The 23,222-nt window shown below is 68.4% G+C and carries 25 protein-coding genes; 4 read left to right on the top strand and 21 right to left on the bottom strand.

From position 1 onward, the window contains the following. Nucleotides 1-8: 8 nt before the first annotated feature. The 4 genes from tsaE to glmS are packed head-to-tail and all read right to left on the bottom strand — an operon-like array spanning nucleotide 9 to nucleotide 3,843. Nucleotides 9-497, bottom strand: coding sequence for a tRNA (adenosine(37)-N6)-threonylcarbamoyltransferase complex ATPase subunit type 1 TsaE (gene tsaE, locus CLV49_RS01495; protein ID WP_106561951.1), 489 nt, complete (start codon nucleotides 495-497; stop codon nucleotides 9-11). Continuing rightward, nucleotides 497-1,549: an alanine racemase gene (gene alr / locus CLV49_RS01500; protein ID WP_106564814.1), complete on the bottom strand. Its 1,053-nt coding sequence runs from the start codon at nucleotides 1,547-1,549 to the stop codon at nucleotides 497-499. The genes tsaE and alr overlap by 1 nt, the downstream gene beginning before the upstream one ends. Before the next feature lie 56 nt (nucleotides 1,550-1,605). Continuing rightward, nucleotides 1,606-1,968 (bottom strand): holo-ACP synthase, encoded by a 363-nt coding sequence (locus CLV49_RS01505; RefSeq protein ID WP_106561952.1) that lies wholly within the window; start codon nucleotides 1,966-1,968, stop codon nucleotides 1,606-1,608. A gap of 24 nt (nucleotides 1,969-1,992) precedes the next feature. Further along, nucleotides 1,993-3,843, bottom strand: coding sequence for a glutamine--fructose-6-phosphate transaminase (isomerizing) (gene glmS / locus CLV49_RS01510; RefSeq protein ID WP_106561953.1), 1,851 nt, complete (start codon nucleotides 3,841-3,843; stop codon nucleotides 1,993-1,995). A 38-nt stretch (nucleotides 3,844-3,881) separates the two neighbouring features. Between glmS and coaA the strand changes: the two genes are divergently transcribed. Further along, nucleotides 3,882-4,826 carry a type I pantothenate kinase gene (gene coaA, locus CLV49_RS01515; protein ID WP_106561954.1) on the top strand — a complete coding sequence of 315 codons (945 nt, stop codon included), beginning with the start codon at nucleotides 3,882-3,884 and terminating at the stop codon, nucleotides 4,824-4,826. 54 nt (nucleotides 4,827-4,880) lie between these two features. On the opposite strand, the gene glmM is transcribed toward coaA, so the two are convergent. The 5 genes from glmM to CLV49_RS01540 form a co-directional block, all read right to left on the bottom strand. Further along, nucleotides 4,881-6,245: a phosphoglucosamine mutase gene (glmM, locus tag CLV49_RS01520; protein WP_106561955.1), complete on the bottom strand. Its 1,365-nt coding sequence runs from the start codon at nucleotides 6,243-6,245 to the stop codon at nucleotides 4,881-4,883. A gap of 22 nt (nucleotides 6,246-6,267) precedes the next feature. Next, nucleotides 6,268-6,750, bottom strand: a complete 483-nt coding sequence (gene rpsI, locus CLV49_RS01525) for a 30S ribosomal protein S9 (RefSeq protein WP_106561956.1) — start codon at nucleotides 6,748-6,750, stop codon at nucleotides 6,268-6,270. Nucleotides 6,751-6,782: 32 nt separating this feature from the next. After that, complete coding sequence (rplM, locus tag CLV49_RS01530) at nucleotides 6,783-7,229, bottom strand: 50S ribosomal protein L13 (RefSeq protein WP_106561957.1); 447 nt, start codon at nucleotides 7,227-7,229, stop codon at nucleotides 6,783-6,785. 132 nt (nucleotides 7,230-7,361) lie between these two features. Beyond that, entirely contained in the window at nucleotides 7,362-8,273 is a 912-nt protein-coding gene (locus CLV49_RS01535) for a tRNA pseudouridine synthase A (protein WP_106561958.1), read from the bottom strand. Nucleotides 8,274-8,284: 11 nt separating this feature from the next. Continuing rightward, a complete protein-coding gene (locus CLV49_RS01540) occupies nucleotides 8,285-9,325 on the bottom strand; it encodes a GNAT family N-acetyltransferase (RefSeq protein WP_106561959.1) in 1,041 nt (346 codons plus the stop codon). A gap of 180 nt (nucleotides 9,326-9,505) precedes the next feature. Between CLV49_RS01540 and CLV49_RS01545 the strand changes: the two genes are divergently transcribed. Both CLV49_RS01545 and mdoH read left to right on the top strand, forming a co-directional pair. After that, nucleotides 9,506-10,021 (top strand): hypothetical protein, encoded by a 516-nt coding sequence (locus CLV49_RS01545; protein ID WP_127054496.1) that lies wholly within the window; start codon nucleotides 9,506-9,508, stop codon nucleotides 10,019-10,021. Continuing rightward, entirely contained in the window at nucleotides 10,018-12,063 is a 2,046-nt protein-coding gene (mdoH, locus tag CLV49_RS01550; protein WP_106561961.1) for a glucans biosynthesis glucosyltransferase MdoH, read from the top strand. Before CLV49_RS01545 ends, mdoH begins: the two co-directional genes overlap by 4 nt. A 178-nt stretch (nucleotides 12,064-12,241) precedes the next feature. Here mdoH and rplQ read toward each other — a convergent pair whose 3' ends face one another. From rplQ to CLV49_RS01610, 12 genes are all read right to left on the bottom strand, one after another. Beyond that, a complete protein-coding gene (gene rplQ, locus CLV49_RS01555) occupies nucleotides 12,242-12,796 on the bottom strand; it encodes a 50S ribosomal protein L17 (protein WP_106561962.1) in 555 nt (184 codons plus the stop codon). A gap of 40 nt (nucleotides 12,797-12,836) precedes the next feature. Then, a complete protein-coding gene (locus CLV49_RS01560; RefSeq protein ID WP_106561963.1) occupies nucleotides 12,837-13,826 on the bottom strand; it encodes a DNA-directed RNA polymerase subunit alpha in 990 nt (329 codons plus the stop codon). A gap of 131 nt (nucleotides 13,827-13,957) precedes the next feature. After that, nucleotides 13,958-14,356 (bottom strand): 30S ribosomal protein S11, encoded by a 399-nt coding sequence (gene rpsK, locus CLV49_RS01565; protein ID WP_106561964.1) that lies wholly within the window; start codon nucleotides 14,354-14,356, stop codon nucleotides 13,958-13,960. A 34-nt stretch (nucleotides 14,357-14,390) separates the two neighbouring features. Then, a complete protein-coding gene (gene rpsM, locus CLV49_RS01570; protein WP_106561965.1) occupies nucleotides 14,391-14,765 on the bottom strand; it encodes a 30S ribosomal protein S13 in 375 nt (124 codons plus the stop codon). A gap of 168 nt (nucleotides 14,766-14,933) precedes the next feature. Beyond that, nucleotides 14,934-15,047, bottom strand: a complete 114-nt coding sequence (rpmJ, locus tag CLV49_RS01575; RefSeq protein WP_077055107.1) for a 50S ribosomal protein L36 — start codon at nucleotides 15,045-15,047, stop codon at nucleotides 14,934-14,936. Nucleotides 15,048-15,112: 65 nt separating this feature from the next. Then, nucleotides 15,113-15,334 (bottom strand): translation initiation factor IF-1, encoded by a 222-nt coding sequence (gene infA / locus CLV49_RS01580; RefSeq protein WP_106561966.1) that lies wholly within the window; start codon nucleotides 15,332-15,334, stop codon nucleotides 15,113-15,115. Between the two features lie 231 nt (nucleotides 15,335-15,565). After that, entirely contained in the window at nucleotides 15,566-16,702 is a 1,137-nt protein-coding gene (locus CLV49_RS01585) for a mannitol-1-phosphate 5-dehydrogenase (protein ID WP_106561967.1), read from the bottom strand. Continuing rightward, the gene (locus CLV49_RS01590; RefSeq protein WP_106561968.1) at nucleotides 16,699-17,139 is read right to left on the bottom strand and encodes a PTS mannitol transporter subunit IIA; all 441 of its coding nucleotides are present in this window, start codon (nucleotides 17,137-17,139) and stop codon (nucleotides 16,699-16,701) included. The genes CLV49_RS01585 and CLV49_RS01590 overlap by 4 nt, the downstream gene beginning before the upstream one ends. Continuing rightward, the gene (locus CLV49_RS01595) at nucleotides 17,136-18,650 is read right to left on the bottom strand and encodes a PTS mannitol transporter subunit IIBC (RefSeq protein ID WP_106561969.1); all 1,515 of its coding nucleotides are present in this window, start codon (nucleotides 18,648-18,650) and stop codon (nucleotides 17,136-17,138) included. The genes CLV49_RS01590 and CLV49_RS01595 overlap by 4 nt, the downstream gene beginning before the upstream one ends. Next, the gene (gene ptsP / locus CLV49_RS01600) at nucleotides 18,647-20,320 is read right to left on the bottom strand and encodes a phosphoenolpyruvate--protein phosphotransferase (protein ID WP_106561970.1); all 1,674 of its coding nucleotides are present in this window, start codon (nucleotides 20,318-20,320) and stop codon (nucleotides 18,647-18,649) included. Before ptsP ends, CLV49_RS01595 begins: the two co-directional genes overlap by 4 nt. Nucleotides 20,321-20,365: 45 nt before the next feature. After that, nucleotides 20,366-20,635: an HPr family phosphocarrier protein gene (locus CLV49_RS01605; protein WP_106564815.1), complete on the bottom strand. Its 270-nt coding sequence runs from the start codon at nucleotides 20,633-20,635 to the stop codon at nucleotides 20,366-20,368. 83 nt (nucleotides 20,636-20,718) lie between these two features. Next, a complete protein-coding gene (locus CLV49_RS01610; RefSeq protein WP_106561971.1) occupies nucleotides 20,719-21,036 on the bottom strand; it encodes a PTS sugar transporter subunit IIB in 318 nt (105 codons plus the stop codon). Nucleotides 21,037-21,273: 237 nt separating this feature from the next. Between CLV49_RS01610 and CLV49_RS01615 the strand changes: the two genes are divergently transcribed. Next, on the top strand, nucleotides 21,274-23,217 hold the full coding sequence (locus tag CLV49_RS01615; RefSeq protein ID WP_106561972.1) for a BglG family transcription antiterminator: 1,944 nt from the start codon (nucleotides 21,274-21,276) through the stop codon (nucleotides 23,215-23,217). The last annotated feature ends 5 nt before the right edge of the window (nucleotides 23,218-23,222 follow it).

The raw sequence follows: 23,222 nt of genomic DNA on the forward strand, positions 1-23,222 counted from the left end.
CTGCCAGCCTACCCGCGGGGCTGGTCGACCCGGACGGTTCGGACGGTGACGACGCGGGGCTCGTCGACGGGGTCGATCTCGTCCGCTCCGTCGACCCGGTCGGTCGCTCCCGTCGGTCGTTCGATCTCGATGTCGAGCCACTCGTCAGCGACCACCGCCGCCACCTCGCGCCCCCACTCGACGACGACGACGGAGTGGGCGAGGTCCAGGTCGAGGTCGTCGAATTCGAGCGGGTCGCCCAGCCTGTATGCGTCGACGTGGATGAGCGGAGGGCCTCCGACGAGGCTCGGATGGGTGCGAGCGATCACGAAGGTCGGCGATTGCACGGGCCCACGGACACCCAGCCCCTCTCCGATCCCGCGCGTGAGCGTCGTCTTCCCCGCACCGAGCGGGCCCGTGAGGACGAGGAGGTCGCCGGCGGCGAGGGACGACCCGAGGCGGACGCCGAGGGCGTGCATGGCGTCGGAGGTCGCGACGTCGTGGCGCTCGCCTGCCATCAGGCGCCTCCCGTGTAGCGCCTGGGCACCCGCGGACCGATCCGCGTCACGATGTCGTAGTCGATCGTGCCAGCGTGCTCGGCCCACTCGGCGGCCGATGGCACGCCCGTCGCCGGGTCGCCGAAGAGGATGACCTCGTCTCCCACCTCGACGGCCTCGTCGCCGACGTCGACGACGAACTGGTCCATCGCGATCCGCCCGGCAACGCGGTGCCGACGCCCGCGGATCGCGACCTCGCCCAGCGAGGACGCCTGCCGGGGGATCCCGTCGGCATACCCAACGGGAATGAGGGCGAGGGTCGACCGATCGGTGGTCCGGTACCGGTATCCGTACGACACTCCCGTGCCGGGAGCGACCGTCTTGACGGACGCCACGCGCGAGACGAGGCTCATCGCCGGAACCAGTCCGAGGGACGCTCCCGTGACACCGGGAACGGGCGAGAAGCCGTACATCCCGATGCCGAGCCGGACCGTGTCGAAGCGCGATTCCGGCACGGCGATCGCCGCAGCCGTCGCCGCAGCGTGAATCATGCCGGGGTTCAGTCCGCGCGACCCGACGAGCTCGATCGCCTCCTCGAAGACGCGCACGGCCGCGCGGTCGTCGTCGTCGGACGTGTTCGAGAGATGGGTGAAGATTCCGTCGAGGTCGACGCGGCCGGTACCGACGAGGGACGCCGTCGCGTCGACGACACGCGTCCATTCGGACCGCGGCACACCGTTCCGGCTGAGTCCCGTGTCGAACTTCACATGGATGTGCGCCGGCGCTCCGTCCGTCGAGGCATCGGCGGCCCTGAGAAGCTCGCGCTCGCTCGACACCCCGAGCGCGACACCGGCGGCGACGGCGGGCGCGAAGTCCTGGTCGGGCGCATGGAGCCAGCTGAGGAGCGGCGCGTCGATCCCCGAGGCCCGGAGGGCTAGCGCCTCGTCGACGTCCGCCGTCCCGAGGATCTCCGCTCCCCCACGGAGGGCCGCTCGCGCTACCTGCTGCGCCCCGTGTCCGTACCCGTCTGCCTTGACCACGGCGATGATCCGGCCACCCGTGAGCGACTGCATCCGACGGACGTTCGAACTGACCGCGTCGAGGTCGACCACGGCCTCCCGCAGGCCGGTCACGCGCCACCTCGCGATTCGGCGACGACGTACGCGATGGCGACACCGGCGTCGTGGCTCATGGAGAGGTGCAACACGTCGATTCCGCGCGCCTCGACAGCCCGCGCGGTCGAGCCCGAGAGGGCGAACGCCGGCGCGCCTCCATGAGCCGAGACGACCGCGATATCGACCCAGACGAGACCCTCAGCCGTGCCCAGAGCCTTCATGAGCGCCTCCTTCGCGGCGAACCGGCCGGCGAGCGAACGCAGAGGGAGGCTGCGTTCGCTCTCAGCGAACAGGCGGTCGCGCAGACCCGGCGTCCGCCCGACGGCGCGTTCGAAGCGCGCCAGATCCACGACATCGACCCCGATACCGACGATCATCGTGATCCCCGCCCCACGACGGCCCTATTCCACCGTGACGGACTTCGCGAGGTTCCGCGGCTGATCGACGTCGAGACCCTTCGCGCTCGCGAGAGCCATCGCGAACACCTGCAACGGCACGACGCTCAGGAGCGGCTCGAAGAGCGGCCCGGCGAGCGGGATCCGGATGACCTCATCGGCCGAGGGGAGGACGGCGACGTCGCCCTCCTCGACGATGGCGATGATGCGCGCGCCCCGTGCACGGATCTCCTCGATGTTCGAGACGACCTTCGAGTGGATCGTCTGCGAGCCACGCGGGCTCGGGACGATCACGAACACCGGCTGTCCGGGTTCGATGAGGGCGATCGGGCCGTGCTTGAGCTCGCCGGCGGCGAAGCCCTCCGCGTGGATGTAGGCGAGCTCCTTGAGCTTCAGCGCACCTTCGAGCGCGATCGGGAATCCGACGTGGCGGCCCAGGAAGAGCACGGCGCGGGTGTCGGCCATCCAGCGAGCCAGCTCCTCGATCCTCTCGTTGTTCTCGAGGACCGCCGCGATCTTGTCGGGAACCGCTTGCAGCTCCCGTGCGAGAGGGGCGATCTCCTCGGCGGACAGCGCGCCGCGGACGCGCGCGACGTGCAGCGCGAGGAGGTAGAGCGCGGTGATCTGTGCGACGAAGGCCTTCGTGGACGCGACCGCCACCTCGGGTCCCGCATGGGTGTAGACGACGGCGTCCGACTCGCGCGGGATCGTCGCTCCCTGCGTGTTGCAGATCGAGACCGTGCGTGCGCCGGACTCGCGGGCGAACTTCACCGCCATGAGCGTGTCCATCGTCTCGCCGGACTGGCTGATCGACACGACGAGCGTGCGGGGGGTGATGACCGGCTCGCGGTAGCGGAACTCGTGGCTGAGCTCGACGTCGACGGGGACGCGAGCCCACTTCTCGATGGCGTACTTGCCCACCTGGCCGGCGTACGACGCCGTGCCGCAGGCGATCACGACGATCCGATCGATGTCGAGGAAGAGGCCGTCGAGTCCGTCCAGTTCGGGGATCGAGACCGCGCCCCGATCGTCGACGCGACCGAGGATCGTCTTGGCGACGGCCTCCGGCTCCTCGCTGATCTCCTTGGCCATGAAGCTCGACCAACCGCCCTTCTCGGCGGCCGACGCATCCCAGCTCACCTCGAACGGCTCGGCCTCGACGGAGTTGCCGTCGAAGTCGGTGATCTCGACGCCCGACGTGGTGATCGCGACCATCTGATCCTGGCCGATCGCGAGCGCGCGACGGGTGTACTCCACGAACGCGGCGACATCCGAACCGAGGAAGTTCTCGCCGTCGCCGAGCCCGATCACGAGCGGCGAGTTGCGGCGCGCTCCGACCACGAGTCCCGGCTCGGACTGGTGCACGGCCAACAACGTGAACGCACCCTCGAACCGACCGACGACGCGGCGGAATGCCTCGCGGAGGTCGCCCGTCTCGCGGTAGACCCGCCCGAGGAGCACAGCGGCCACCTCGGTGTCCGTCTCGCTGAGGAACGTCTCCCCCGCCTCGATGAGCTCCGCCCTGATCGTCGCGAAGTTCTCGATGATGCCGTTGTGGATCAGCGCGAGGCGGCCATCATCCCCGAGGTGCGGGTGCGCGTTCGCGTCGGTGGGGCCGCCGTGGGTGGCCCATCGCGTGTGGCCGATCCCCGTGTGGCTCTCGGGCAGGTTCCCGGACGCGAGATCGCCGCTCAGCACGGCGAGCTTGCCGGCGCGCTTGCGGGTATGGAGGTCACCGTGACCGTCGATGACGGCGACGCCCGCCGAGTCGTAGCCCCGGTATTCCAGACGCCCGAGGCCACCCATGAGCACATCGATGCTGTCGAGCGGACCGACGTAACCCACGATTCCACACATGCGCTCCAGCCTACCCGGAACAATAGACTGGGCGATCTATGCCCGACTCTCACGCTGCATCCACACAGACGACACCGTTCGACGAGATCGACCGCGCCGATTGGTCGCGTCTCGCGCCCGGCGCGGTGTCTCCGCTCACCGATGCCGAGATCGTCCAACTCCGCGGTATCGGGGATCGTCTCGACATGCGCGAGGTCGCCGAGGTCTACCTCCCACTCAGTCGGCTCCTGAGCCTCTACGCCCGCTCCGCGAGGCGGCTCCACGACGAGCGGACGGCGTTCCTCGGAGAGGACAATGCGCGCACGCCGTTCGTAATCGGCGTCGCGGGATCGGTCGCCGTCGGGAAGTCGACGGTCTCGCGACTTCTGCGCGAGCTCATGTCGCGCTGGCCGGACACCCCGCACGTCGAACTCGTGACCACCGACGGGTTCCTGTACTCGAACGCCGAGCTCGAACGACGCGGGATCATGGATCGTAAGGGCTTCCCGGAGTCGTACGATCGCCGGGCACTCCTGCGTTTCGTCACCGAGGTGAAGAGCGGGGCCCCCGAGGTGCGGGCGCCGTTCTACTCGCACCTCGTCTACGACATCGTGCCGTCGGCGAGCGTCGTGGTGCGCCGGCCGGACGTCCTCATCGTCGAAGGCCTCAACGTCCTCCAGGCTCCAGCGGCCGGACAGATGAGCGTCTCGGATCTGTTCGACTTCTCGCTCTACGTCGACGCGCGGACACAGGACATCGCGGCCTGGTACGAGGAGCGCTTCATGGCGCTCAAGCGCGGCGCCTTCACGAATCCCAATTCGTACTTCCAGGTGTTCTCCGACCTGGACGACGACGAGGCCAGGGAACGCGCCCGCTACTTCTGGACGACCGTCAACGAGCCCAACCTGCTCGAGAACATCCGACCGACGCGAGCGCGGGCGAAGCTCGTCCTCGTCAAGGACTCGGATCACACGGTGCGCAAGGTTCTCCTCCGCAAGATCTGAGCGCGTCGAACCGCCGGTCGCGCCCCACCGGACGGGGCGGGTCCAGAGCGGACGTCAGACGGCGAGCCGCTCGCGAACGATCGCAGCGAGTGCGTGCGCGTGCTCGTCGGCCGTCGTCTGGTCGGCCGCCTCGACCATGACCCGGACGAGCGGCTCGGTGCCACTCGGGCGGAGGAGGACGCGTCCGGAGTCGCCCAGTTCGTCTTCGACGGCCCGGACGGCGGCCGCGAGGACCTCGTCGGAGTCGAGGGCCGACCGGTCGACGCCCGTCACGTTCACGAGGATCTGCGGGTACACGGTCATCACCGACGCGAGATCGGCGAGCGACCGGCCAGAACGGGCCATCTCGGCGAGGATGTGGAGTCCCGTGAGAATGCCGTCGCCCGTCGTCGCGTAGCGACTCATGACGACGTGCCCGGACTGCTCCCCTCCGAGGGAGTACCCGCCGTCGCTCATGGCCCCGAGTACGTAGCGGTCGCCGACGCGCGTCTCCACCATCGCGATGTCGTGCTCGGCCATCGCGATCTTGAGACCGAGATTGCTCATGACCGTCGCGACGAGGGTGTCGAACGCGAGCACACCCCGTCGTTTCATCGATACGGCGAGGATCGCCATGATCTGGTCACCGTCGACCACGTGACCGTCGGCATCGACGGCGAGGCAGCGGTCGGCGTCCCCGTCGTGAGCGATACCCACGTCGGCGCCGAGTTCGCGGACCGTGCAGGCGAGGGAATCGAGGTGGGTCGATCCCACACCCTCGTTGATGTTCATGCCGTCGGGTTCGTTGCCGATGACGGTGACCTGTGCACCAGCGTCTCGGAAGGTCTCGGGAGAGACCCCGGATGCTGCGCCGTTCGCACAGTCCAGCACGACGTGGATGCCGTCGAGCCGTTGCCGTTCGAGGCTCGAGAGGAGGTGGACCACGTACCGGTCCTCCGCGTCGGCGAATCGGCGGATCCGCCCGACATCTCCCCCCGTCGGCATGAGGATGTCGCGCTCGAGGTAGGACTCGATGCGTTCCTCGACCACGTCGGGGAGCTTCGTCCCGCCGCGCGCGAAGATCTTGATGCCGTTGTCGGGCGCCGGGTTGTGCGAGGCGGAGATCATGACGCCGAAGTCGGCACCGATGTCCTGGATCAGGAACGCGGCTGCAGGCGTCGGGAGCACGCCGGCGTCGAGCACATCGATGCCGGAGCTCGCGAGCCCCGCCGCGACGGCGGCCGAGAGGAAGTCTCCAGAGACGCGAGGGTCACGCGCGAGAACCGCGACGGGCCGCCTTCCGGCGGCCCGTCGGGCTTCGGCGCTGCGTCCCTTGCCCAGGACGACGGCCGTGGCCTGCGCGAGCCTGAGCGCCAGATCGGCGGTCAGGTCCTTGTTCGCGAGGCCGCGGACGCCGTCCGTTCCGAACAGACGTGCCACGAGTAGTGGTTCTCGCCCGCGACTAGCGCTTCGAGAACTGCGAGGCCTTACGGGCCTTCTTGAGACCCGCCTTCTTGCGCTCGATGACGCGAGCGTCACGCGTCAGGAAGCCGGCAGCCTTGAGCGTCGGGCGGTTGTTCTCACGGTCGATCTCGTTGAGCGCACGGGCGATCGCGAGACGCAGGGCACCGGCCTGACCCGAGGGGCCACCGCCGGAGATGCGGGCGATCACGTCGTAGCTGCCGAGGAGGTCGAGCACCTTGAACGGGTCGTTGATGAGCTGCTGGTGCAGCTTGTTGGGGAAGTACTCGGCGAGCTCGCGACCGTTGACGGTCGCGGTCCCGGCACCCGGGACGATGCGCACGCGGGCGATGGCCTGCTTGCGACGGCCGACGGCCGCGCCGGGGACGTTGAGCACGGGACGAGGCGTCGTGCTCTCGGTCGCGGGGGTCTCGGTCGAGAAGTTGTCGGAGGTCTGGTCGATGGAATCGCTGATCTGAGCCACGGTGTGGAATCCTTTGTCGTTTTCGCCGGCGCTTACTGCGCGACCTGGCCGAGGGTGTACGTCTTGGGCTGCTGGGCAGCGTGGGGGTGCTCGTTGCCGGTGTACACCTTGAGCTTGCGGAGCTGGGCGCGGCCGATCGAGTTCTTCGGGAGCATTCCGCGGATCGCCTTCTCGACGGCGCGGACGGGGTTCTTCTCGAGGAGCTCTGCGTAGGTCACGGAGCTGAGACCGCCCGGGTAGCCCGAGTGGCGGTAGGCCTTCTTCTGAAGAGCCTTCGAGCCCGTGAGGGCGACCTTGTCGGCGTTGACGATGATGACGAAGTCACCGGTGTCGACGTGCGGCGCGAAGGTCGGCTTGTGCTTGCCGCGGAGGAGGACGGCGGCGTGGCTCGCCAGACGGCCGAGGACGATGTCCTCCGCGTCGATGACGACCCAGTCGCGCTGGATCTCCGCGGGCTTGGGGGTGAATGTGCGCGTCACAGGAGTGCTGCTTTCTATCGGAGTTGGTCGATCGTGAATCCCGCTCCGTTGGGAGTTCTCGAGGAGAACGCCGCAGGTGGAGGGCTCAACTTCGGGAATGCGTCTCAGATGGACGCACACCAAGGGTCTACGTTACTCGACGTCTTCCGTCTGAGCAAACTGCGGGAAGAGGGAGCGGCGGGCGCGCGTGAGCGCCGCCCTCTCGGCGAGCTGATCGTCCGGTGGATACGCGACCTCCATGAACGTGAGCCCGCGAGCCGGCATGACGGCGTACGCGTCGTCCCTCGTCGCGCCGTCGCGGAGCCGGACGACCTCCGCGATGGACAGACGCCCCCCTCCGACGGCGACGGTCGCACCGACGAGCGAGCGGACCATGCTGTGGCAGAACGCGTCAGCGCGGACGTCGGCGCGCAGCACCCGGTCCTCGTCGCGACGCCACGAGAAGTCGAGGAGGGTGCGGATCGTCGTCGCCCCCTCGCGCGGCTTGCAGTACGCACCGAAATCGTGGAGACCGAGGAGAACGGCCGCCGCGTCGTTCATCGCATCGAGATCGAGCGCGGTCGGCACCCACGCCGTGTTGGCACGCTGGAGCGGGTTGCGCCCGGCGACGAGATCGGCGACCCGGTACTCGTAGCGCCGCCACAGCGCCCCGAAGCGAGCGTCGAAGCCCGCCGGCGCCACAGAGGCTCGCGTCACCGCGACGTCCGAGTACGTTCCGAGGACGCCGTTCGTCCGCCGGGCGAGCGCACCGGCAGGGTCCGCACGGCCCCCACGCTGACGGGCGAGCCTGTCGAGGGCGTCCGGGGAGAGGTCGAGGTGGGTCACCTGACCGACGGCGTGCACTCCGGCGTCGGTCCGCCCGGCGACGACGAGCGCCGGCCGGCCGATGAAACCTCCGAACGACGTCGCGATCGCCTCCTCCAGGACGCCCTGTACCGTTCTGAGCCCCGGCTGGCGCGACCATCCGGCGAAGTCCGAGCCCTGATACGCCACGTCGAGCCGGAACCGGGTCGATCGGTCGTGCTCCGAGATGTCTGCGTTCATTCCGTCGATGCTCAGTACTCGATCACGAGTGCGACGGATCGGGTCGTGGCGACGAAGCCCATGCCCGTGTACAACGAATGCGCTCCCGTCGGACTCTCCGTGTCGACGTCGAGGATCGCCCTCTCCAATCCCGCCGACGCGTACGAGCGGAGGAGTACGGAGATGCATGCGGGGGCGAGCCGCCGACCGCGACGGTCGCGCACGACACCGATCAGCGCGACGTAGCCGCTCGAGAACCCCTGGACACCCCAGTCGTCCTCATTGACCGTGGACAGCGCGAGGGCGATCACACGACGGGCACCGTCCGGCTGGTCCTCGACGGCGACCCACGACAGGTCCGCTCGGAACTCCTCCCCCTCTGTGAACTGCCGCCACCGTTCGGCGAGGGTCGGCTGGCTTCCCCAGTGATCGCGGAACGCGTCGTTGCGCGCGAGAAGCGTCATCTCCGCGAGGTCCTCGCTGAAAGGAACCACCGAGACGCCGTCGGGGAGTTCGATGTCCGGGATCGGCTCGGAGATCCGACGCTCCATCGACGTGAAGTAGCGCTCGAGACGCATCCCGAGACGCCCGGCGAGGGCGACGGCGGTCGTGTTCGACTCCTCCTGGTACGAGACCGTCCATCCGGGAAGCGCCTTGCCCGACGAGGCGAGCTGTTGCCGCGATCGTGCGACCTGCCAGGCCATCAGCTCCCGTCCGATCCCCCGTCCGCGCCACTCGGGGTGCACTCCCCCGAGGACGTACGACTGGACGCGTGTCTCCTGGCCCGGTCCGAGCGACGTGATCCCCCACGCGAGGACCGTCCCGTCGGCGGAGAGCGCGATGAGCGAATCCGTCGTCGGGTCGATGTGGGTGCTCTCGAAATCCTCGGCTATCTCCGAACGGGGCGTCGTCCACGAAGGGTGGTCGACGGCGTCCATGAGCCTCTGCGTCGCGAGGATCGCGTCGATGTCATCGGTTGTCGCCGCCCGCCACTCGCGCACGTCGCGGTGCGACGGGACGGGGAGGGCGGCCGGAACCGGGACCCTCTCGGACAGGGGCGTGGCGTTCGACATGATCCGAGCCTATGACAGCGGCGCTGCACCCATCGTGCGCAACCCGTCGTCCCCAGGATGCTTATCCACAGGCTTCTCCACCAAAACATGAGGCTTACTACACTTTCGTACGCCGGACGTAGCCGGTGCCGCTCGATGGCGCGCGGATACTCACTCATCATCGGTACCTGGGGGGACCACATGATTCGATGCTCTTCCGACGCGCGCGCACACGCGGCCATCACGACGAACACGGGCGGTGACAGCTCGGGGGAAGCCGACCGGCACCGTCTCCTCGAGCGCTTCGTGCGCGACCTCGGCTATCCGGCCGCGGTCTCGGACGCCGTCATCTTCCGGCTCCGGCGCGAACGCGGCGCCATGACCGCTCACGAGGCGGGTGTCCACCTCGCCGACTGGATCACTCGCGTTCGCGACGAGCACGGTCACGGGAACGGGTCCCCCGTCTCCGTCGACGAGGCCGTCTCGGCGTTCGTCATGAGCGGGGCGGGCATGTGGAACGTCGATGTCCTGTTCGCCGATCCGTCGACGATCTCCGGCGCGCACCGCACCGCGCTCTCTGCGCGCCGACCCCGCGTCGTGCCGGCGGAACGTCCGCTCGCCATGCCGCCGCAGAGCCTCGACGGTCCCCGCTGGGGCCGTCGTCGCACTCGAGTCGAGCCGACCGTCCGTCGCCTGAGCTGGGTGCCGTCACGATGAGCGGCCGTCACGGGACGACCTCTGTGGCGTTCGCGGCGTCCGACTCCGAGCGCTCCAGCGGCTCCGCCGCAGCGCCCCTCTTCATCGCGACAGGCATCACGACCGTCCTGGGCACGATCGCCGCGTGGCGTGCCGTGGCTCCAGCCGGCCTCACCCTCGCGGAGGTGGCGGGACTCGTCCTCTTCCTTCTCTGCTTCTCCTGGATCGCGTTCGCCTTCTGGACCGCCGTCGCCGGGTTCGCGCATCTCGTCGCCCGCAGACCCGTCACGGGCCTCGTGGGACCGGCCAGCGCGTCCGACGCGCAAGCGATCACGAGTCGGGTCGCTCTCGTGGTCCCCGTCCGCAACGAAGACCCGCACGCCGTCTTCGCGAACCTCCGTGCCATCGGAGAATCGATCGGCCGGAGCCGCCATCCCGAATTGATCGACTTCTTCATCCTGAGCGACACCGTCGACCCCGACATCCTCGTCGCGGAGGAACTCGCCTGGACGGAGCTCCGCGGGAACCTCGCGGGTGTCTGCGAGGTCTTCTACCGTCGTCGCACCGACAACGGCGGGAAGAAGGCGGGGAACCTCGCCGAGTTCTGTCGGCGATGGGGCGCAGCGTACGACTACTTCATCGTGCTCGACGCCGACAGCCTCATGGAAGCGGACACCATCATCACGATGACCCGAATCATGGAGCTCAATCCCGGCGTGGGGATCGTCCAGGCGCCGCCTCTGGCGATCGGCGGGCGCACGAGGTTCGCCCGCCTGCAGCAGTTCGCCGGCTTCGCCTACGGTTCGGTCGTGACGGCCGGGATGTCGGCGTGGCAGGGCGGGTCGTCGAACTACTGGGGCCACAACGCGATCATCCGGACGGAGGCGTTCGCCCGCTACTGCGGACTCCCCGTCCTCAGCGGCTCTGGGCCGTTCTCCGGAGAGATCCTCAGCCACGACTTCGTCGAGGCCGCCCTCATGCGGCGTGCCGGCTACGAGGTCTGGATGCTCCCTGCACTCAGTGGAAGCTACGAGAAGCTCCCTCCGACACTCCTCGACTACGCCCAGCGAGACCGGCGATGGGCCGCGGGCAATCTGCAGCACGTGCGGCTCCTCGGCACCGCGGGACTCCACCCCATGAGTCGGACACACCTGTTCCTGGGTGCGATGTCGTACCTCGTGTCGCCTCTGTGGCTGTTGTTCATCGGCGCCGGTCTGCTCGCGGCGGCCACGGACACCGCGACCCCCGGAGTGCCCGGAGTCGATCCCGCGACAGCTGGAGCGGTCTTCGTCCTGTCCATGATCCTCGTCTTCACGCCCCGGGTCCTCGGGGTCGCCCTCGTGCTGCGGGACCAGGACATGAGGCGTGCCCTCGGCGGCGCCGGCATCGTCGTCCTGAGCGGCATCGTCGAGATCCTCGTATCGGCCCTCATGGCGCCCGTCACGATGATGATGCAGACCATCTCGATCGTCGGCATCCTCACGGGCGCACGCATCTCATGGGGCACTCAGCGTCGCGACGGTGACGTCCCAGGGGTGTCCGAGTTGCTCCGCGTCCACTGGCCGCACCTCCTCCTCGGTCTGGCGCTCGCCGCCGCCGCCGTCATGATCCCCGGCATCGCCCCCTGGCTCGCGCTCATGATCGTCGCCCTCCTCGGTGCTCCCCTTCTCACGGCATGGACGGCAGGGATTGCCGCGGACGGCTCGCTCATGGATCGTCTCCTCCGGATCCCTGAGGAGACGGCTCCTTCTCGCGTCTTCTCCCGAGCGGAGCAGCTCCAGGATCAGCCCGCGCCGAAAACCGGTGACGGGCTCCGCCGGGTCGTTCTGGAAGGACGGGCACACGCCGTCCACCTCGCTGTGCTCGAGACGGCCGACGGCTCCCCTCCCATCGTGCCGGCTCGCGTCGCTCGCTACGTGCGCGAAGGGGCCTGGGAGCGCATCAGCCCGTCCGAACGAGCGATCGCTCTCGAGTCGGCGGAGTTCCTGCGCACCGCGCGCCGTGACCTCACCGTCTCGACGACGCCGGCGCCGAAACGCAGGGAGTCGCTCGTCGTCTCCTGAACGACGTCGACGTCGGATCGCCGGTGTGCTGCTCCCCAGAGCAGCGCACCGGCGATTCCTTTCGTGGACCGGGTGCGCCGTCCTGAGACGACGCCGCCACGACCTCGAGATGGCGCCCCCGTATGCAGAAGGTCCCCCGGAGCCTGGCTCCGGGGGACCTCGTGGTGATGCGTGTGGACTACTTGGAGTCGTCCGACTTCGCCTCAGCCGATTCCTCGACCTCGGTCGACTCGGCGGTCTCGGTCTCCTCGGAGACCGTGGGCTCCTCGACCGTCTCGGTCTCCTCGACCTCGGTGGACTCAGGCTCGCTCTTCTCCTCGACCGGAGCGGCAGACGCAGCCGCCGTGGTCTTGGAGCGCTTGACCTTCGGCGTCACGGGCTCGAGGACGAGCTCGATGACGGCCATGGGCGCGTTGTCGCCCTTGCGGAAGCCCGTCTTCGTGATGCGGGTGTAACCGCCCTCACGCTCGGCGACGAGCGGCGCGATCTCCGTGAAGAGTTCGTGCACGACGGACTTGTCGGTGATGATGCCGAGCACGCGACGACGAGCGTGCAGATCGCCGCGCTTCGCGAACGTGATGAGACGCTCGGCGACGGGACGGAGACGCTTCGCCTTCGTCTCGGTCGTGGTGATGCGCTTGTGCGTGAAGAGAGCAGCCGCGAGGTTCGCGAGCATGAGACGCTCGTGGGCGGGACCGCCTCCGAGACGGGGGCCCTTGGTTGGCGTAGGCATTGGTGTATTACTCCTGTGTCAGTGGGAAAGCTGGCGAAACCTAGTTGGTCTCTTCTTCGAAGCCCGAGTAGAAGTGGGCCCCATCGAAACCGGGGACCGAGTCCTTGAGGGAGAGGCCCATCTCGGTGAGCTTGTCGCGCACCTCGTCCACCGACTTCTGACCGAAGTTGCGGATGTTCATGAGCTGGTTCTCGGACAGCGCCACGAGCTCGGACACCGTGTTGATGCCCTCGCGCTTGAGGCAGTTGTACGAGCGGACCGACAGGTCGAGGTCCTCGATCGGGATCGAGAGCTCGCTCGAGAGGACGGCGTCGACCGGCGCCGGGCCGATCTCGATGCCCTCGGCTGCGGTGTTGAGCTCGCGGGCCAGACCGAACAGTTCGACGAGCGTCTTACCGGCCGACGCGATCGCGTCGCGCGGCGTGATCGCCGGCTTGCTCTCCACGTCGACGACGAGACGGTCGAAGTCGGTGCGCTCACCGGCACGCGTCGCCTCGACACGGTAGGTGACCTTGAGGACGGGCGAGTAGATCGAGTCGATCGGGATCTGACCGGCCTCGGAGAACTCGTTGCGGTTCTGCGTCGCCGACACGTAGCCGCGGCCGCGCTCGATCGTGAGCTCGAGCTCGAACTTCGCCTTGTCGTTGAGCGTCGCGATGACGAGGTCCGGGTTGTGGATCTCCACACCGGCCGGCGCCGAGATGTCGGCAGCCGTCACGGCGCCGTCACCCGTCTTGCGCAGGTAGGCCGTGATGGGCTCGTCGTGCTCGCTCGAGACGACGAGACCCTTGATGTTCAGGATGATCTCGGTGACGTCTTCCTTCACACCGGGGATCGTGCTGAACTCGTGGAGCACGCCGTCGATGCGAATGCTGGTGACAGCGGCGCCGGGAATCGAGGAGAGCAGGGTGCGACGGAGCGAGTTGCCGAGCGTGTAGCCGAAGCCGGGCTCGAGCGGCTCGATGATGAACCGGCTACGGAACTCGGAGATGTTCTCCTCAGAGAGCGTAGGGCGCTGTGCGATGAGCACTGTTGATTCCTTTCGGCCAAGCGTCCGCTATATGACGCTTGCGTTGGTGAGGTATTGAGTTGTCGTCGGCCGCGCAGCGGGCCCGCCGAGAGAACGGCGGGCCCGGAGCGCGGGAAGGCCGTGTGAGCGGCTCAGACGCGGCGGCGCTTGGGCGGGCGGCACCCGTTGTGCGCCTGCGGCGTGACGTCGTTGATCGAACCGACCTCGAGGCCGGCCGACTGCAGCGAGCGGATCGCCGTCTCGCGACCGGAGCCCGGTCCCTTGACGAAGACGTCGACCTTCTTCATGCCGTTCTCCTGCGCCTTGCGGGCGGCGGACTCGGCGGCGAGGCCGGCGGCGAACGGGGTCGACTTACGCGAACCCTTGAATCCGACGTCTCCACCGGACGCCCACGCGATGACCGCGCCTGACGGGTCCGTGATCGAGACGATCGTGTTGTTGAACGTCGACTTGATGTGGGCCTGGCCCACGGCGATGTTCTTCTTTTCCTTCTTGCGCGGCTTACGAGCTGCCGTCTTCGGTGCTGCCATGTCTACTCCCTGGAATCCTGGTGGCGGGCGCTGGTTAGCGCGCCTTCTTCTTGCCGGCGACGGTGCGCTTCGGGCCCTTGCGGGTGCGAGCGTTCGTCTTGGTGCGCTGTCCGTGCACCGGGAGGCCGCGACGGTGGCGGATGCCCTGGTACGAACCGATCTCGACCTTGCGGCGGATGTCGGCCTGCACCTCGCGGCGCAGGTCACCCTCGACCTTGTAGTTGCCCTCGATGTAATCGCGGAGGGAGACCAACTGCTCGTCGGTCAGGTCCTTCACGCGGATGTCACCGCTGATTCCGGTGTCGGCGAGGGTCTTGAGGGCCCTCGTGCGTCCGACTCCGTAGATGTACGTCAGTGCGACTTCCACGCGCTTGTCGCGGGGAATGTCTACGCCGGCGAGACGTGCCATTGTGGCTCTCCTAGGAGTGAGTGGAGGTGTGGAGCGATTCCGGTGCCAGGGCCTCCGACCCTGGGTGTCCCCCACCGATCGGCACGAGTGCCGCTCTTGTGGGTTTCTGGAACCGCTGTATCAGGTGTTCAGTTGTGAGTGTGCGTGGCTCTGGAGAACCGCGGGCTTTCAGCCCTGGCGCTGCTTGTGGCGCGGGTTCTCGCAGATGACCATGACGCGTCCGTTGCGGCGGATGACCTTGCACTTCTCGCAGATCCGCTTGACGCTGGGGTTGACCTTCATCGTGTTTCCTCGTTCTCGCTGTCCTCGTACCGGGAGAGATCCCGGCCGTTACTTACAGCGCAGACCTACTTGTAGCGATAGACGATTCGACCACGGGTGAGGTCGTAGGGCGTGAGCTCCACGATCACCCGGTCCTCTGGGAGGATGCGGATGTAGTGCTGCCGCATCTTTCCGGAGATGTGGGCGAGGACCTTGTGGCCGTTCGTCAGCTCAACGCGGAACATCGCGTTGGGCAGCGCTTCGACCACCGAGCCTTCGATCTCGATGACACCGTCTTTCTTGGCCATAGCCTCACTGTCGTTACTGTCGCTGGGGGTAGATCCGCACTGGTCGTGCGGGTGATGGTGGAGCCTCGGCCGACCGTCGACAGACATGCTGGACGATGGCACACGGCACCAAAGGGATATCCTATGCCATTCCGCGCCGTTCCGCCACTCGCCGGGTCTCTCGACACGACACGACCCGGCTCCTCGCGATCGAGGGCCGGGCCGTGGGTCCGAGCGTGCGTGGCGGCGCGGTCAGCGCGTCGAGACGATCTCGACGAGCGCCGGGCTCAGGGGGTGGTCGGCGGACAACCCCGTGACCCTCTCCACGAACTCCTCGGGAGTGAGATCGCGGAGGAGCTGCTGCATCTCCACGCTCTCCGGATCCTCCGGCACGTCGAAGCCGATGGCCACGCCGACCGCCTCGACGAGGTCGTCTGTGAGCATCCCCCGCTCGGCGAGTTGGGCGGCAGGGCCGATGAAGCGCTCATCGCGTGAGAGCTTGCGCAGCGGCTGCCGTCCCACCCGCACCACCGTGTCGGGGAGCGCGTCGTTCGCGAAGCGGACCAGGATCTTCTCGCGGTACGCGTCCTGCTTCGTGGGATCGAGCTCGTGCTTCGCCACCAGGAGCGCTGAGGTCTGACGCAGGACGCGCTCGACCAGGTCGCGCACCGCCGGGTCGGCGAAGGCCTCGGCGATCCTCGTGTGACCCGCGGCGAAGCCGGCGTACGCCGCCGTCGCGTGCCCCGTGTTCACGGTGAAGAGCTTTCGCTCGATGTACGGTCCGAGAGCGTCGACGAACGTCGCGCCCGGGATCACCGGAGCCGCACCCGCGAACGGCTCGGCCTCGATGACCCACTCGCAGAAGGTCTCGACGGTGACGTCGATCCCCGCCGCCGGATCCTGGCCGGGCACGATGCGGTCGACGGCCGTGTTGGCGAAGACCGCTCCGTTCTCGACCTCGGTCGCCCGCTCCCCCGCCGCCGAACGGATCTCGGCGGCGAGGGTGTCGGTCGCGGAGATCGCGTTCTCGCACGCCATGACCGCGAGGGGCGCACAGCCGGCCGATCGGGCCAGCAGCCCCCTCGCGATCACGGGCGCGACGAAGCGCAGCACGTTCGGACCGACGGCCGTCGTGACGATGTCGGCCGTGGCGATGTCCGAGACGAGTGCCTCCTCGTCGACCGCGCTGTTGATGGCGCGGAAGCCCGTCACCGTCTTCGTCCGGCCGCCCTCGCCCACCTCGTGGACGTCGTACGAGTCGGCCGACTGGATCGCATCGATGAGGTCGGCGTTCACATCGGCGAAGACCACCTCGTAGCCCGCCTCGTGGAGGAGGAGCCCGATGAAGCCGCGCCCGATGTTGCCTGCGCCGAAGTGAACGGCCTTCATTCCGCGTTGACCTCCTCGAGGAGCGCGTACAGTTCGTCCGCGTCCTTCGCCGCCACGAGCTTCGCGACCTCGTCCTCGTCCGAGAACACGACGGCGATCTTGGAGAGGATCCCGAGGTGCTCGTCTCCGACACCGGCGATGCCGACGGCGAAGCGCACCTCCTCGCCGTCCCAGTCGATCGGGTGGTCGTACCGCACGAGCGAGAGGGCGGACGTCTTGATGGCGTCCTTCGACTCATTCGTGCCGTGCGGGATCGCGAGCAGATTGCCCATGTAGGTGGACACGCTGGTCTCGCGCTCGAGCATCGCGTCGACGTAGCTCGCATCGACCGCTCCCGACGAGACGAGGAGGGCACCGGCTTCGCGGATCGCGTCGTCCTTCGTCGTCGCGGATCCCTCCGACACGACGTTGGCGCGGGTCAGGATGTCGTCGCTCACTTGGTGGTCTCCTTCTGGTTCTGGACCTGGCCGACGACCTCGTCGTACTTCGGCGAGTTCATGAAGTTGTCGACCGAGACGTGCTGCGAGTTCGGCGACTTCTGGCGTGCGCGGTCCGTAAGGTCCTTGTGCGTGATCACGAGGTCGGCATCTCCCGTGAGATTGGCGATGGCCTGGTTGGTGACGGTGACACCCTCCACGCCCGCCTTCTTCAGCTTGTTGCGGAGGACCGACGCACCCATGGCGCTCGACCCCATGCCGGCGTCGCACGCGAACACGATGTTCGAGACGAGACGCGCGGTCTGCGGGTCGCCGGCGGCGGCGACGGGCTGGCCGGCCAGGTTGCCGAGGACGCTCGACTCCTTGCCCTTGTTGGCCTGCGTCTTCGCGACGGCGGCCGACAGGTCGCCGGCGTTGCCGGACGCGAGGTCACGCTTGCGCGAGGCGCGGAGGATGATCGACGCGATGAGGAAGGAGACGGCCGCCGACAGGATCACCGAGAGGATGACACCGGGGAAGCTGTTGCGCTCCGTGGCTGCGAGAACGGCGAAGATCGAGCCGGGCGAGGCGACGCCGACGAGCCCCGAGTTGAACGCGACGTTCGTCGCGACACCTGTCGCACCACCCGCGATGACCGCGAGGAGCAGGAGGGGCTTGCTCAGGACGTACGGGAAGTAGATCTCGTGGATCCCGCCGAAGAACTGGATGATGATCGCGCCAGGAGCCGTCGCGCGGGCCGCGCCGATGCCGAAGAACGAGAACGCGAGCAGCAGTCCGAGGCCGGGGCCGGGGTTCGCCTCGAGGAGGAAGAGGATCGACTTGCCGGACTCGGCCACCTGGTCGGCCGCGAGGGGCGTGAGGACACCGTGGTTGATGGCGTTGTTGAGGAACAGGACCTTCGCGGGCTCGATGAAGATGCTCGCGAGCGGCAGCAGGCCGGCCGAGAGGAGCCATTCCACGGCGTTGCCGAGGACCTGGCTCACGAACGACAGGACCGGGGCGAGCCCGAAGAAGGCGAGCATCGAGAGGCCGAAGCCGAGGATGCCGGCCGAGAAGTTGTTCACGAGCATCTCGAAGCCGGGGCGGATCTTTCCGTCCCAGATCTTGTCGACCTGCTTGATGAGCCAGCCGCCGAGGGGGCCGCAGATCATCGCACCGAGGATCATCGTCGTGTTCGCACCGGTGATGACGCCCATGGTCATGATGGCGCCGACGACGCCTCCACGCGTGTCGTAGACCATCTTGCCGCCGGTGTAGGCGATGAGGAGCGGGAGCAGGTAGGTGAGCATCGGGCCGACGATGCCGGGATAGGCGGTACCGTCGGCGCCCTCGAACCCGCCGAGCTGCGCCACGGGGGTCCAGCCGGTCTCGATGAAGAAGGCGGTGATGATGCCCCAGGCGATGAACGCCGCGATGTTCGGCATGACCATGCCGGAGAGGAACGTGCCGAAGCGCTGAACGGCGACGCGCGCGCCGCCGCTCTGCGTCGACGTGGTGGACGTCGTTGTCATGAGTGTGTCTCCTTGAGGGATTCGACCGCGGCGGTGACCGCGGCTCGGGATTCGGCCGCACCCGAGGCGGCCAGGGCGGTTTCGGCGAGGCTCTTCGCCTCGTCGAGGGTGTAACGGAGGAGCGATGCGCGCACGTCCGCGAGAGCGGACGGCGACATCGAGAGAGTGGTGGCACCCAGGCCGACGAGCACGACGGCGAGGAGCGGGTCGGCCGCTGCCTCCCCGCAGATCCCGACGGGCTTCCCTGCACGCCCGCCGGCCGCGCCGACCTCGCCGACGAGGCGGAGCACTGCGGGGTGCCACGGGTCCTGGAAGGAGGCGACCGAGCCGAGGAGGCGATCGGCCGCGAGCGTGTACTGGGTGAGGTCGTTCGTGCCGATCGAGGCGAAGTCGGCGATCTCGAACACCTTGTCGGCCATCAGCGCGATCGACGGGACCTCGACCATGATGCCGGCCGTCTTGAGGCCGAGCTCCTTCGACAGAGCCACGATGTACGCGGTCTCCTCGACCGTCGACACCATCGGGGCCATGACCCAGAGGTCGGCGGAGGTGAGCTTGTCCGCCTCGGCGAGCGCCGTGAGCTGCTCGCGGAGGATGTCCTCGCTGACGCGCAGGGCCCGCAGACCGCGCAGGCCGAGAGCGGGGTTCTCCTCGTGCGCGTCGTTGAGGAAGGCGAGCGGCTTGTCGGCTCCGGCGTCCAGGAGGCGGACGACGACCTTCTGACCGGGGAACGCCTCGAGCAGTTCGACGTAGTGCGCCCGCTGCTCCTCGATGGTCGGGGCACTGCCACCAGCGTCGAGGAAGAGGAACTCGGTGCGGAACAATCCGACACCCTCGGCGCCGCCCTCCGCAGCAGCCTTCGCCGCCTTCGAGGAGCCGAGGTTCGCGAGGAGCGGGATGGACGTTCCGTCGGCGAGCGCCCCGGGGGTCGCCGGGGCGTCGACGAGAGCGGCGCGCTCGGCGATGCGGGCCTTCGCATCGGCGACCTCCTCGGCCGACGCCTCGGCGATGACGACTCCCGCGGCGGCGTCGACGACGACGGTCGTCCCCTCCCCGAGCGAGAGCGCGTCGGCTGCGCCCACGATCGCCACGATCGACTTCTCCCGCGCGAGGATCGCGGTGTGAGAGGTGGGGCCGCCGTCGCTCGTCACGAGCGCGAGGACCTTGTCGAGGTCGAGGAGCGCCGTGTCGGCCGGTGCGAGATCACGCGCGACGAGCACGAACGGCTCCTCGAGATCGGGGACACCGGGTGCGGGCACGTCGAGGAGGTCGGCGATGACGCGCTGCGCGACGTCGTCGAGGTCTGCCGCACGCTCACCGAGATAGCCGCCCATGGCCGCGAGCTGGTCACGGAAAGCCGCGAAGGCCTCCGAGACCGCCCTCTCGGCGGTCTTCCCCTGGGCGAGCAGCTCGTCGAGCGAGTCGGCGAGGGTCGGGTCCTCCGCCATCATCGCCTGGGCCTCCAGCACGTCTCGCGCCGTTCCGCCCGCCTTCGCGCCCCGCTCCTCGAGCGCTCGCGCGACCCGGGCGAGTGATTCGACGGTGCGGGCCTTCTCGGCCTCGGCGCCGATCGTGCTCTGGACGTCCGATGGCGTCGCGAGCGGTTCGGGCATGCGGACGACGGGACCCGTCGCCACCCCCTGGCCGATTCCGGTTCCGATTATGCGCATGAGCGGTCTCCTCGTTGTGCTGTGGCGGCGGTCGTCATGTGGGGATCAGGCCTCGTCGTGGTCGGTGACGAGGAGCTCCGTGAGCTCGTCGAGGGTCGCCTCGGCCCCGTCGCCCTCCGTCGAGAGCGTCACGTAGTCGCCGTACTCGACGCCGAGAGAGATCACGCCGAGGATGCTCGCGGCGTTGACGGCCTTGCCGTCGCCCTTCGCGATGGTGACGGCGCCCGGGGCGGCTGCGGCCGCTTGCGTGAACAGCTTCGCGGGGCGTGCGTGCAGTCCGTGCGACGATCCGATGCGAACGGTGCGTGTGACCATGGTGGGCTCCTCAGCAGCCGCCTGCTGACGTTCTCCTGCACGATCGGCGGCTCGTGCACCCGTGTCGATGCTCCGGCCGTCGCTCATGATCCCACCCCGGCGGCGTCGAGGGCGGTCTGGAGAGCGAGGTCGCCGTCGCGAGACGTGACGGCGGATTCGGGAAGGAGGGCGACGACGATCCTCTCGTCGACGGCGCGGGCCGTGGCGCGGACGTCGGCGAGGCGCGCGGCGAGATGCGGCCCGACGAGGACCAGATCCGCTCCGATGATGGCGGAGTCGAGGAGCTCGAGGGAGCCGGCGCGAGCACTCAGGTCGATGCCGCGTTCCGCGGCCGAGCGTCGCAGACGGAGGGCGACGAACGTCGAGGACGCGCCAACTCCACACACTACGAGGATCTCCATCGATCCGCCCCTGCGCTTTCCGTCGTGGTTCTGCGGATGCTGAACGCACCCGTACCGGAAGTCTCGTCCCTCCCGAGATGGAGTGCCACCAGGAAAGCTTCCGCAGGGGCGGAAAGTCTCACTCCTTGCACCGAGGGACCACGACGGCGTCCGAGATGATTGACTCGACCGTACGCGCCGAGCGTACGCACCGACAGTACGCACCGACGAACGATCGTCGAACCCCGAGGAGCCACCGTGACACGCGAGAGACAGGATCGCATCCTCGCGCATCTCGCGCGCGCCTCCGGGTGGGTCACCGCGTCAGAACTCGCGGACGCGCTCGGCGTCACGCCGCGGAGCGTGAGGACCTACCTGGCCCGTCTCCGTAGCCGTCCGGGCGCCGACGACCTCGTCGTCTCGGGCCCGAGCGGCTACCGCCTCGACGACGACGCCTATGCGCGCTTCCGCCGTCTCGAACGCACCATCGGCAGCACCGAGACGCCGCGGGAACGCAGCACGCGCATCATCAGGGCCCTCCTCGCGGAGTCTGCCGGCGTCGACGTCTTCGCTCTGGCCCAGCGGCTGCACGTCAGCGACTCCACGATCGAAGCGGATCTCGCGAAGATCCGCCCCATCGTCGCTGACGTGGATCTGCAGATCACCCGTTCGGGACCGATCGTCTCGATCGCCGGCGCCGAGCGTGACCGCCGTCGCCTCATCAGCCGTCTCTTCCGGGACGAGACCGCCCAGGCTCGCATCGACCTCGATGCCGTCGAGCGGGCGTTCGCCTCCGACAGTCTCAGCGCGTTCAAGACAGCGCTCCTCGGCGAGCTCGAGGCGCGCTCGTACTACGTGAACGACTACGGCACGGACAATGTCCTCCTGCACATCGCGATCGCGGTGGATCGGGTATCCCACGACAACCGCGTTCCGGACGACGAACGGCCGACGCGATCGGAGGACTTCCACGGGGAGGAGTTCCCCGCCCTCCTCGACGGGCTCGTCCGCGAGCACTTCGGCGTCACGCTGGGTCGAGGGGACGCCGAGTACCTCGGATACCTCTTGTCGACGAGGGCCGTCGCCCCCGGCGCGGAACCGGAGGAGCAGCCCGACGGCGGAGAGACCGGGCGGCGGCGCTACCTCGCCGACGAGGAATTGGAACGTGTGCGCCGCATCACGGCTCGTGCCGGTGCGGAGTACGCCGTCGATCTCGAGGACGACGACTTCAACACCCGACTCGCTCTCCACGTCCACAACCTCCTCGAGCGCGCGAGCGATCGATCCTTCTCCCGCAATCCCCTGACCCGATCGATCAAGACGTCCTATCCGATGATCTACGAGCTCGCCGTCTTCATCGCGCGCGAGCTGCGGAACCTCAGCGGAGTGGAGATCGACGACGACGAGATCGCGTACATCGCCATGCACGTCGGGGCGCACCTGCAGCAGGAGGCGCGTCGCGAGGATCTGGAGCCCGTCGTCCTCGTCTGCCCCAACTACTACGACCTGCAGAGCGTGCTCCGCGCACGCATCATCGCGTCGGTAGGCGACGTGGTCGCGGTCGACCGCGTCGTCACGCGCTCGGACGTCCCCTGGTCGTCCCTCGGGGCTGACCTCGTGCTCTCGACGATCGAGCCTCCCGTCCCCGACGATTCCGTCCTCGTGATCGGACCGTTCTTCGGCGAAGCGGACGGCGATCGCGTGCGTCGCGCCGTGTCACGAGTGCGTCGGAGCAGGCGCCGCTCGGAGATCGCGACCGAACTGCTCGAATACTTCTCCCCCGCCTTCTTCGTCCGCAACGAGACGGCGGCGGACGAAGAGGCGATGATCAGACGGCTCGGCGAGCTCATGATCGCGGACGGAGCGATCGACGAGGACTACCTCGACGGTGTGGTCGAGCGCGAACGCATGTCATCGACGGCCTTCACCGACACCCTCGCCGTCCCTCACGCGATGGCGATGTCGGCGAAGCGCACCGCGATCGCGATCGCGGTGAACGAGCACAGCATGCCGTGGGGCGAGGCCCGGGTGAACGTCGTCGCTCTCATCGCGTTCAGCGCGGACGGTCGCGCGCGCTTCCAACCGGTCTTCGATCAGATCGTCGAGGTCTTCTCCGGTCGCGAGGACGTGCAGCGCATCATCAAGGGGTCCGTGGACTTTCCGTCGTTCATCGACGAACTCGTCCACACGATGGACGCGTGAGCGGC

Source organism: Labedella gwakjiensis, from assembly GCF_003014675.1.
In the GTDB taxonomy this organism is placed as follows: domain Bacteria; phylum Actinomycetota; class Actinomycetes; order Actinomycetales; family Microbacteriaceae; genus Labedella; species Labedella gwakjiensis.